General features: G+C 69.4%; 10 protein-coding genes and 3 pseudogenes. 10 read left to right on the forward strand and 3 right to left on the reverse strand.

Features of this window, described 5'->3' with window-relative positions; genetic code table 11:
• Window positions 1-157 precede the first annotated feature (157 nt).
• From ACFYR3_RS45135 to ACFYR3_RS45150, 4 genes and pseudogenes are all read left to right on the forward strand, one after another.
• Window positions 158-367 (forward strand): annotated as a pseudogene (locus ACFYR3_RS45135) (transposase); the annotation flags it as partial.
• A 5-nt stretch (window positions 368-372) separates the two neighbouring features.
• Window positions 373-582, forward strand: a pseudogene (locus tag ACFYR3_RS45140) (integrase core domain-containing protein); the annotation flags it as partial.
• A 51-nt stretch (window positions 583-633) separates the two neighbouring features.
• Window positions 634-1,059, forward strand: a complete 426-nt coding sequence (locus tag ACFYR3_RS45145) for a hypothetical protein (RefSeq protein ID WP_355859030.1) — start codon at window positions 634-636, stop codon at window positions 1,057-1,059.
• A gap of 120 nt (window positions 1,060-1,179) precedes the next feature.
• A complete protein-coding gene (locus ACFYR3_RS45150; protein WP_389288199.1) occupies window positions 1,180-1,848 on the forward strand; it encodes a hypothetical protein in 669 nt (222 codons plus the stop codon).
• 323 nt (window positions 1,849-2,171) lie between these two features.
• On the opposite strand, the gene ACFYR3_RS45155 is transcribed toward ACFYR3_RS45150, so the two are convergent.
• Window positions 2,172-3,431, reverse strand: coding sequence for an IS701 family transposase (locus ACFYR3_RS45155; protein ID WP_389288201.1), 1,260 nt, complete (start codon window positions 3,429-3,431; stop codon window positions 2,172-2,174).
• A gap of 99 nt (window positions 3,432-3,530) precedes the next feature.
• Here ACFYR3_RS45155 and ACFYR3_RS45160 point away from each other — a divergent pair, with 99 nt between their 5' ends.
• The gene (locus ACFYR3_RS45160; protein WP_389288203.1) at window positions 3,531-4,055 is read left to right on the forward strand and encodes an RNA-guided endonuclease InsQ/TnpB family protein; all 525 of its coding nucleotides are present in this window, start codon (window positions 3,531-3,533) and stop codon (window positions 4,053-4,055) included.
• Here the strand turns inward: ACFYR3_RS45160 and ACFYR3_RS45165 are convergent.
• Window positions 4,052-4,384, reverse strand: coding sequence for a helix-turn-helix domain-containing protein (locus tag ACFYR3_RS45165; RefSeq protein ID WP_389288211.1), 333 nt, complete (start codon window positions 4,382-4,384; stop codon window positions 4,052-4,054). The two genes, ACFYR3_RS45160 and ACFYR3_RS45165, sit on opposite strands and share 4 nt — an antisense overlap.
• Window positions 4,327-4,470: pseudogene (locus tag ACFYR3_RS45170) on the reverse strand (glycosyl transferase family 28); the annotation flags it as partial. The gene ACFYR3_RS45165 and the pseudogene ACFYR3_RS45170, both read right to left, overlap by 58 nt.
• Window positions 4,471-4,882: 412 nt before the next feature.
• Between ACFYR3_RS45170 and ACFYR3_RS45175 the strand changes: the two are divergent.
• The 5 genes from ACFYR3_RS45175 to ACFYR3_RS45195 all read left to right on the forward strand — a co-directional run bounded on the left by ACFYR3_RS45175 (window position 4,883) and on the right by ACFYR3_RS45195 (window position 10,292).
• Window positions 4,883-6,292, forward strand: coding sequence for a formylglycine-generating enzyme family protein (locus ACFYR3_RS45175; RefSeq protein WP_389288205.1), 1,410 nt, complete (start codon window positions 4,883-4,885; stop codon window positions 6,290-6,292).
• Window positions 6,289-7,068 (forward strand): phytanoyl-CoA dioxygenase family protein, encoded by a 780-nt coding sequence (locus tag ACFYR3_RS45180; protein WP_355857678.1) that lies wholly within the window; start codon window positions 6,289-6,291, stop codon window positions 7,066-7,068. Before ACFYR3_RS45175 ends, ACFYR3_RS45180 begins: the two co-directional genes overlap by 4 nt.
• Window positions 7,065-8,435, forward strand: a complete 1,371-nt coding sequence (locus ACFYR3_RS45185) for an SUMF1/EgtB/PvdO family nonheme iron enzyme (protein WP_389288207.1) — start codon at window positions 7,065-7,067, stop codon at window positions 8,433-8,435. The genes ACFYR3_RS45180 and ACFYR3_RS45185 overlap by 4 nt, the downstream gene beginning before the upstream one ends.
• Window positions 8,432-9,712, forward strand: a complete 1,281-nt coding sequence (locus ACFYR3_RS45190; RefSeq protein WP_355857672.1) for an MFS transporter — start codon at window positions 8,432-8,434, stop codon at window positions 9,710-9,712. Before ACFYR3_RS45185 ends, ACFYR3_RS45190 begins: the two co-directional genes overlap by 4 nt.
• An 85-nt stretch (window positions 9,713-9,797) precedes the next feature.
• The gene (locus ACFYR3_RS45195; protein ID WP_389288209.1) at window positions 9,798-10,292 is read left to right on the forward strand and encodes a pyridoxamine 5'-phosphate oxidase family protein; all 495 of its coding nucleotides are present in this window, start codon (window positions 9,798-9,800) and stop codon (window positions 10,290-10,292) included.
• Window positions 10,293-10,499: the final 207 nt, after the last annotated feature.

The raw sequence follows: 10,499 nt of genomic DNA on the forward strand, positions 1-10,499 counted from the left end.
AGACCCGCACCACCCGCCCCCGCCGCAAGACGGGGACGGGGCGGGCAGGTGGCACAACACTGCCGCACCAGCAGCAGACAGAAACGGGAGACCGTACTCAAGCCGAGCCCCTAACGCTCTGGTGATGTGACGGACCTTCCTGGCCGAAATGCCCGGAATGCTGAGACCTGACCACGGACTCAGCAACGGGAGAGGAGGTCCCGGCCTGCGGACCACGGTGGGGCAGCAGCCGGGACGGGACGGCGGAAAGTTCACCAACGGCCGGAGGCGGCACCTGATCGTTGATCAGGACGGCCTGCCGGTCGACCTGCTCGTCACCCCCGCCGACGTCCAGGAATGCACCGCCGCCCGCGTCCTGCTCACCCGGCTCCATGCCGCCCACCCGACAACGCACTCGCGGAGTCGTCCAACGCAACGTTCAAACGCGAAACACTGCAGGGCGCCAAGGGCTGGACCAGCGAGCGCGAGGCCCGCCCGGCGGCGTTCCGGTGGCTTCATCGCTACAACACCCGGCGGCGTCACTCCCGACCCGGACAACACAGTCCCATCGGCTACGAGAAGGCACTCGCCGCAACATCGACTAGAACTGTCCGGCCGATCAAGAAACAGATCGATCCAGCTGGCCTACCTGGGGTGCGATTGTGGACGCATAAGCGATCTCAAGGTGCCGCCACCAGCGCGGTCTGCCGCCGCTGGCGCGTCGAGGAGGACTTTCAGCAGGCCAAGGGCCTGGCCCACCTCGACACCGGCCAGGTCACCTGCTGGACCTCCTGGCACCGCTGGAGCCTGATGAGCATGCTCGCCCACACCCTCCTCGCCGTCGGGGCCCTTTACGAGCGGCAACGCGACCCCGCCGAACTCGCCGACGAGTTGGCCGTGGTGCCCGTCAGCCCGCGTGAACTCCTCGCCCTGTTCCGGGTGTTTGCCCTGCCCCGGCCCCACCAGGACGCCGACCCGGCGCATGCCCTGCGCTGGTCACACTGGCGCCGCCGACACCAGCATCGAGCAGCCGCCTGCCACCGCCGCTGGAACAACGTGACGGCAGTGGCCATCGCATGACAGGGAATGTGCCGACGCACGGTAGGTGTCACCAGCGGCCGGCCAGGCAGACTGTGCGGGGTGGACAACTATCGACCGGTGGATCGGGATCTCGCTCCCGAATGGTATGGACGCCTGCGCGTGCAGACCGTCGATCTCGGCCCGGCCCGCTGGCTCACCGAGCGTGTCCCAGGGCACGGCAACTTCGGGACGGTGGCGGGCGTCGCCGCGCCCGGATTCGCCGCTTACGCCCGGGTTCTGCATCCCGCTTCCCTGAGTGAGCGGCCGGTGCGGTGGACGGCGGTGGCTGCCGCCTACCAGCGCGAGGTGACACCGGGCACCGACTGGCATGAGCTGATCGGGATGGACCGCGACTACCACAACACCGCCGAGTACGGCTTGCCCGGTGTCTGGGACGAGCATCCGACGGAAGGTCCGACTCCGCCCGCTGTCGCCCAGGCCTTGATCCCCATCCTGGCTCGGCACACCCGGACTTCCGAGCGCTGCTGGTTCGGTTTGTGGAGCGGCTACGGACGGTGGGACTTCGACCAAGTCCCTTCCTTCGAGACTCCCGGCCGGGACGAAGTGCTGCTTGCCGGGACGCTGGCCGATGCCGTCTCGCCGGTGTCTCTGGACGAGTTCGCCGAACTGCCCGACCTGTGGTGGCCACAGGACCGCGCCTGGTGCCTGGGCGGTGACGTGGACTTGGTAAGTACCTACGTCGGCGGGCCCCGGGCACTGATCGCCGATCTGCTGGCCGCTCCGGAGCTGGAGACGCACCCGGTGGCGCACGGCGATGGGGTTGGCTGAACCTCGCCGCGGGCGGCTGGGAGCTACCGGGCGCAGAGCTCTCTCTCACGAACTACAGCTGCCGTGAAAGTCCCTTCAGCTGTAGATCTGTGTCGCCGCTGTAGTTCGGTCGGGTCCTGTTCGGCGGGGGTCGTGGGGTGCCGGGTAGGGCTGGGCGGCTCTGGTTGCGTCGGCGGTGACAGGTACGGGCGAGAGCCTGGTGGCAGCGGCGCCAGCGTGACCAGTGCAGTCCGTGCCGGATCCGCTCCTTCGGGACGGGCTGAGGGGCCATCACCTCAAGGAGCCGGCAGACCTCGTAGGCGGTGTAGGCGATCGGGGCGGTGTCATCGAGGATGGTGGGACTGCGCAAGTCCCCCTCTCTGCCCCGGTGGCCCGTCGGGCCGGGGAACTGCCTGTTCGCGTGCGGCGGCGGCCTGAGCGGCCAGGAACGCGGCGGCCAGTTGAGTCAGGGTGATGTGCCGGTACCAGCCGTGGAAGGAGCGCACCTCGTAGTCGGCCATCCCGGCCGACGACTTGGCCAGTTTGATCGCCTCCTCCACCCGCCAGCGCGCCCCGGGTACCAGTATCAGCTCCTCCACCTCGGTCTCCTGCGGGCCCCAGGCCAGGTAGTAGTCCCGCTTGTCGGGTTCGGCCGGGCGGCGGCGGGCGATCACCCACCGGGCCCAAGCACCCTCCCCGACCTCCAGCTCGGGGTCCGGGATGCGACGCACCCACCACTGCCAGGCGCGGGAATCCAGCTGACTCGGGCCGGCCGCGAGCTCGACCCAGTCCTGTTCGGCTGCGACGCGTTCGACCAGGCGGGCCAGGTGTCGCCAGCCCGGGCGCGGCAGCACCGTGTGGTCGGCCGGCACGTTGACGGCGTACGGCAGGCGGCGGTGCTCCAGGAAGGCGCGGAAAGCCCCGTCGCGGCCGTAGACCTCGTCCGCGGCCACCCACACGCGCCCGGTCGGCAGATCGGGCAGGATCCGCTCGATCATCTTCTCGGCCAGCCGGGGCTTGGTGGCGAAGTCCAGCTCATCGGGGATGTGTGCCACCCGACAGCGCGCCCGGTCGCCGGTCCACTCCTTGGGCAGGTACAGCTCCCGGTCGACCAGTGCCTGCCCGGCCCCGGTCGCCCAGGCGGCCATCACCCCGACCTGGCAGGGGAAGACCCCGCCCAGCGTGCCGGTGAACTGCCGGGCCACCCCCGCCGAGGAGCGGCCCTTCTTCGCGAACCCGGTCTCATCGACCACCAGCACCCCGCACCCGTCCGGCCCGGCTCCCACCCCGCCGTCCGCCAGCGAGGCGATGACGTAGCGGCGCACGAAATCCCGCAGCACGTCCGCGTCCCAGCGCGCCCGGTCCAGCAGGTGCTGCTGCCCCCAAGGCGTCAACTCCCCGCCATACTCGGACAGTTGCCAGCCGTTCTTGCGGGACAGGGGCGCCAGCAACCCGCGGACACAGGCCGCGGCACGGCGTCGCAGATCTGCTCGCGGGAAGACCCCACCGACCTCCAGCAGCAGCAACTCCAACTGGTCAGAGAACTCCTCAGCCCGCTCCTGGTCCGTGACCGACAGCGGCACGTTCAACAACTCCGCCTGCATGTCCGTCAGTTACCCGACCCAGCTGATCGACGAACTACAGCGGCGACACAGATCTACAGCTGAAGGGAAAGTGAGCGGAAGGCCGCCGCGTACGCCAAGGTGGCCAGGCTCAAGGCGCGTGAGGCCGACCGGCGCAAGGACTGGTGCGAGAAAACCTCGACGATGCTGGCCCGCACCTACCGTCTGGTGCGGTTCGAGAAGCTGAATATCAAGAACATGACCCGCTCGACCAGGGGAACCACCGAGCAGCCCGGCAGACAGGTCAGGCAGAAGGCCGGGCTGAACCGGGCGATCCTGGCGCAGGGCTGGGGTCTGCTGCGCCAGCGCACCGGGCATAAGGCCCTGGGCCGGGTCGAAGACGTCCCCGCCCCCTACACCTCCTTGCGTTGCTCCGCCTGTGGATGGATTGATAAGAACTCGCGCAAGAGCCAAGCCGAGTTCGTCTGCTCCTTCTGCGGCTTCACCTGCAACGCGGACACCAATGCAGCAGTCAACGTCGCGGCAGGACAGGGTGGGATTCCCCGCCCCCGGCGATCAGCCGGTGCCGGAGGGACGACACCGCCCAAACAGCGGTCGAGTATCCGTGAACCCCAACCCACCTGGGTTGGAATCCCCCTCTTTTAAGAGGGGGAGGATGTCAACTCGGATACATACCCGGCTGGGAACACGAGGGCGGCCGGCGCCTGTCCTAGGGCACTGGCGAGGGCGAGAACCTCCGCCACGGACACGTTTGTTCGCCTGCCGTTCTCGATGTTAGAGATGACTGTCCGCGGGATGTTCGCACCAAGAGCTGCGCACCTGTCCGAGACTGCGGGGACTGTTTCGCCGCGGCGGCACGCTCGGACGTCTGGCGCCGGTCCCGCTGCCTGCGCACCTTCGACGTCTCGCCGGGACCGACGCCCACTGCCGTCAGCCCGGCCGAGGTGGCGGCGTCGAGCAGATCCGGCCAGCAGGCCACCTGCACCTCGTGCCCGGCCGTCCGCAGCGACCACGCGAGCGGCACCAGGTTGAACACATGCGCCTTCCAGGGAAACGGCACGACGAGAACTCGTACAGCGCACTCCTTTCAAATCGTGGGCCATTGAATTCTGTTCGCCGTCCTGCTTGTTCAGGTCTGCTTGTTCAACCGTGGGGAATCGGCAGTTGAACAAGGCGTTCAGCCCGTCAACAACGCGGAAAAAACCGTGAACTTGACAGAGCCGAGCATTCGACGGGATGGTCGATCCACTCGATTGCCGATCCATCCGAGGAGGTGAATCAGATGAAGACGCTTCGTCAGTGGAACGCTCTGCGCTCGCAGCGAAAGGGCGGTGTCCGCCCGGCCGGTAAGTACTTCAAGTGGGCGGCCTGATCAAGGGCGGTCTTGTGGCCTGTGGAGGGTGCTGGCACCCTCCACAGGCCAGGGTTCTCGGCCTCAGGGATATCTGACCGTGGCAATCGAGGTGGGATCAGTGCACAGGTGGAGTTACGAACGTTTTGCCGTCGAGCAGAAGACTTTGAACGGGCTGGTGGATCGTTTTCTGGCCCCGGAAGCATGGCAGGAATCGCACGAACCGCTGACCGGCGAAGAACGCGCCGAACTGCGTGAGACGATCGCCGGACTTCGGCACCCCCAGGTCATCGAAGAACTCTGCGCGATGGCGGCGACCCACCCCCGTGCGGATGTCCGCCTGACGGTTCTCGAAGGTGTCGGGCCGTTCACGGCCACTCTTCCCGCGGCGCGGGAATTCCTGGTCTGGCTGCTTGGCGACGACGAGGACTTCATCGTGTTCTCCGCCGCGAAGATCGCCGGCCGGAACCGCATCGGCGAGGCCTACGAGGAGCTGCTGCACATCACCGGACCGGCTGAGGCCGGCCTGTTCCGCAGCACCAAGCCGGTGGGCATCGGCGCCGCCGTCGTGGCCAAGGCGATGGACGAGATCCTCGGCGCAAAAGACCGCGCGGCCAGGCTGGAGATCGAGCGGGAGCACACCAGGACCGGCCAGTTGCCGCAGGGAACCGCACTGGGCGAACACTGGGACTACGACCCGCAGAACCTGCCCCGTCCCGTTCCCGAGGGCATGGTGCTCGTCCCCGCGTCCGAGTTCGTCGCCGGAATCGGCATGGACGACGTCGTCCATCCGCTCTACGACGTGGACGACGCGGCCCCCCGGCAGACCCGCTACCTGCCCGACTTCCTCATCGACCGGTACCCGGTGACCAACCGGGAGTACGACCAGTGGGCGCAGAGCCCGCAGGCCGCCGAGCACGCGCTGTGCCACCCCGACGAGCCCGAGGACAAGGACCACCGCCGCGGGATCGTCGGCGACGCCCGGTTCGGCCCCGACCACCCCGCGACCGGTGTCGACTGGTTCGACGCCTACGGCTACCTCGCTCACGTCGGCAAGCGGCTGCCGACCGAACTGGAATGGGAGAAGGCCGCACGGGGCGAGAGTGGATCCCTCTATCCGTGGGGCGACGAATTCGACCCGGACGCGCTGCGCTGGTTCGGTGCCTCCTTCGGCGAAGCGCAGAGCCTGGAGCACTGGCGCGACACCCTGAGCACCTTCGACGAGACAACTCCCGCGGTCACCACGGTGCCGGTCGGCTCCCACCCCAGGAACGTCAGCCCCTACGGCGTCGCGGACCTGGTCGGGAACTGCTGGGAATGGACGGACACCAACTTCTTCACCCGTGACCGGATGAAGCCGATGATCTCCGGCAGGCCCCGCACCGAATGGGCGACGGCCGAGGAGACCTCGGTGGTCATCCGGGGCGGCGCGTGGACCTCCATGCGGGAGCAGGTCACGGCGTACTTCCGCGGCAAGGACCTCTTCACGGACCGGCACAACGAGATCGGGTTCCGAGGGGTGATCCGGTGAGTTCGCCGCAGCGCATTCCGCGGTTCCGTTACGACGGCACGGTCACGGCGGAACAACGCGCCTTCTACGAGCAGTACGGGTTCGTCATCTACCGCGGCGTGTTCGACGCGCAGGACGTGGAGATCATCCAACGCGACGCCGAACGCCTGGAGCGCGACACACTCGACGGGAAAGTACCGGCCGAGCACCGAGACCAGGTGATCAAGCCCTCGTACGATGAGAACGGCCGGGCGACCCTGCACCGGCTGCCCTACTTCACCCTGCACTGCGCGGACACCCGGGAACTGATCGAGCGCCGGAAACTCGATGCGCTCGGCCCCGGCCTGCTGGGACGCCCGACATGGCAGTTCGAGGACGCCGTCGACGGAGCCGTGTGGCAGATGAAACGGGGCAAGCGAAGCTCCTACAGCGCGCTGGACTGGCACCTCGACTTCCCGCACGACCTCCCGCTGACCCCCCTGGTGAACGTGGGCATCTACCTGGACGACGCCACCCTCCGCAACGGCTGCCTGATCCTCGTGCCCGGATCCCACCGGTATCCGCCGCGGCGACTGGAGACCTTGGGACTTCCGCTCGAAGCCGAGGCGGGCGACGTCATCTGCCACACCTACAACATCCTCCACCACTCCGGCCCGGTGCTCGACGACACCAGCCGGGCGACGCTGTACGTGTACTACTCCGCGGGACAAAAGCCCTCGGCGGGCACGGCGTACAGCCACCGGGCGGGCGAGGATTTCGCCAAGATGATCACCGGAGCGGAGGCCGACGCGCGATGACCACCACCACCCCGGACCTTCCGTCCGAAGTCCTGCAGATCGCCGCCTGGGCCGACGGGCCCACGGCGGAACGCGACGCCCTGCTCGACGGCTACCTGCGCACCCTGGAGCAGCTCGCCGACCCGCACCTGCTCGAAGAATGCCTCGCGGTCGGCCTGCTGCACGACACGCCCGGGATACGGCGCCAGGCCCTGGCCGCCGCCGTACGGCTCGCCCCGGAACTGGCGGCGGAGGCCGTCGGCTGGGCACTGGCCGACCCGGACGAGACCGTGCGCGGACCCGCACTCGCCTCCCTGGCCACAACACCGGCCCTGCGCTCGGCAGGCGGCCCCTCCGCGCTGCACGCCCTGCTGGCCGTCCTCGGCCGGTCACCGGACCAGATCGCCGCGGGCGTCGGGAACTACGTGACGGTGGCGGACGCGCACGCACTCGCCTCGGCACAGACACTGCTCGCCGACACGGCACTGGCCGGCACGGTCCTGGAGGACCTCCCCGTCCCGCTGTCGGCCGACCGGCTGCCCAGCCGGCTCTCCCCGGACGGGATGCGGCACGTCCCGGCCGGACGGCTGCGCCGCGGGACGCACCCCGGCGGGGAACACTCCTTCGGCGACCCGGGCGAGCCCGCGGTGGACGAGGTCACGGTCGAGGGGTTCTACCTGGACACCTGCCCGGTCACCAACGACGAGTACGACGTGTTCGTCGCCGACGTCGGTGCCCAGGGCCACCTGTGGTGCCACCCGGACGAGCCGAGGAACACCGACCACACACGCTCCACCGCCGACGACCCCCGCTGCGCCGGCGACCACCCGGTGACCGGGGTCAGCTGGTACGACGCGGTGGCCTACGCCGCCTGGTGCGGCAAGCGGCTGCCCACCGAGGACGAGTGGGAGCGGGCCGCCCGGGGAGACGACCACCGGCACCACCCCTGGGGTGCCGAGTTCCGGCCCGAGCTGGTGCGGGGCCTGCACTCGGTACTCGGACAGGACGCCGGGACGGTCCTGGACCGCCGGGCGTGGCTGCGCCGGCTCGCGGATCTGTCCTTCGCCGAACTGCCCGCGCTGACCGGTCCGGTGAACCTGCCGGGCGGCGAATCCCCCTTCGGCGTCCGGGACATGTGCGGCAACGTGTGGGAGTGGACGTCCACCCGGTTCCTGGACGGCCTCCCGCTCCAGCCACGCTTCGGCACCATGGACCCGGGCGACCTGTGGGGTGAGTGGTCGGCCGAGGTCAGTGTCCGCGGCGGGGCGTGGAGTTCGCCCCCCGCGCTGCTCACCGCGGTCAGCCGGGCGGGCAAGGCGCTGGTGACCAGGAGCCCGGAGATCGGGTTCCGCTGCGCGGCGAGCGAATCCGAGGTGCCTGTTCGATGACCGCAGTACGGCGAATCCAGCGGGTGCTGCCCGAGGGCTACACCCGCTGTCTCGCCAACCCCGACTTCCGCCGGCTGCAGCCCGGATTTCTGGTCTCCTTCCTCGGCGACGGCATGAGCTTCGTCGGTGTGGCGTGGCTGGCCGTCGAACTGGCCGCTCCGGCCGACCGGTCCCTCGTGGTGGGGCTCGCCGTCGCCGCCTACAGTCTGCCCGCCGCGATCGGCTCCCTCACGCTGGGACGCTGGCTGAGCGGGCGCAACGCCAGGAGCCTGATCCTGGTGAACGCGCTCCTTCGCGGCGCCCTGTTCGCACTGATCCCGGCGTTGTACTGGACGGGGCTGCTGGACACCGCGACCTACATCGCCCTGCTCGCCATCTCCTCGGTCCTGCACGCCTGGGGGATCGCCGGCCGTCAGACGTTCGTCGCCGAGACCCTGCCGGCCAAGGACCGGCTGGCCGGCCACGCGCTGGTGGGCAGCCAGGAACAGCTGTCGTTCATCACCGGACCGCCGCTGGCCGGTCTGGTCACGGTCGCGTTCGGGCCGGCCGCGGTGCTGGCGGCTGACGCGGTCAGCTATCTGTACCTCGCCCTCGTGACGGCCCGGGTGCGCGGCGACGGCACCCTCGAGCGCCGTCCCGCGGTGCCGTTGCGGCGCAGCGGCAGGACCCTCGCCCGCCACCCGGAGCTGATGGGCCTGCTCGCGCTCTCGTTCGTCTTCTACCTGCTGTACGGGCCGATCGAGGTGGCGGTCCCGGTTGTCGTGGCCGAGCGGATGGGCGGGGACCCCACCGCCCTCGGATGGATCTGGGGCGCGTTCGGCGTCGGCGCGGTGATCGGGACCTGGGTCACCGGAACGCTGCGGCGGCTCCCGCTGTGGCCGACCGTACTGGGCATCGTGGCCGGCTGGGGGCTGGCGATCCTCCCCTTCGCCCAGTTCGGCACGCTCGCCGCGGGCATCGCGGGCTTCGGCCTCGGCGGGCTGATCTACGCACCCTATGGACCGGTGACCATCACCCTGCTGCAACAGAAGGCACCCATCGAGGAGTTGGTGAGCCTCAGCGCCTTCCGCAGCGCGATCCTCGTGATCGCGACCCCGCTGGGCGCGGTGCTCGGCGGCCCCCTGGTCGACACGCTCGGCGCGTCGGACACCATCAAACTGTCCGGCCAGACCACCGTCGGCCTCGCCGTCCTCGGCACGGTCCTGATCCTGCTGGTACGACGCCACCGGCACCGCCGGGAGCGGCAGGAACCGCTCCTGAGCATCGAGCGGCGATAGGCCCTCCCGGGACCTGCGTGACAGACCGGCGCCGTGAGCCACTTCGTCATTCCCAGCGTCAGGGACCCAGACACAAGGAGTTCCGATGAAACTCGGGCAGGAAGAGATGCGCAGCCGGTTCGAGGGCGAGCGGGCAGTCCGGCTGGCCACGGTCGACGAGTGCGGGCGCGCCCATGTCGTGCCCGTCATATTCGTGGTCGACGGCGACGTCTTCTACTCACCGACCGACAAGCCGAAGAGCGGGAACCCGCGGCCCAAGCGGCTGCGCAACCTCGACCGCGACCAGCGGGTCACGGTCCTGGCCGACTGCTACGACGAGGACTGGCTGAAGGCGTGGTGGGTACGGCTGCGCGGCACCGCCCGGGTGATCGAGGAGGGCCCGGAGCGCACGCGTGCGCTCGGCCTGCTGGACCGGAAGTACGAGTCGTTCGACGGCCCCCGCTACCTCCAGGACGGCGGACCCGTGGTGGCGGTCGACATCAAGGACTGGCTCGGCTGGGCGTACAGCGAGCGATCCGCGGAAGCCGGCCGACGGCGCCCGTGGCGCGACCGGTCATGGCTGCGGTCCAGCCGTGCTTGACCGGTGCTGAAGACGGCTTTGCCAGGCTGCGACTGAGTACTTCTCCTCGCCCGCCGACGCCGAGATCTTCGAGCACGAGCTGGCCTACGCTGTGGCGTAGCCGCTATACGTGCTTAGAAGTCATCTCATTTGGTGAGTCGGCGGTAGCAGATGAGGGTGCAGGCGATGGCGGCGAAGGCGAGGAAGTGTTCGGCTTTGCGTTCGTAG

It is taken from the genome of Streptomyces sp. NPDC005784, from assembly GCF_042871525.1.
Classification (GTDB): domain Bacteria; phylum Actinomycetota; class Actinomycetes; order Streptomycetales; family Streptomycetaceae; genus Streptomyces.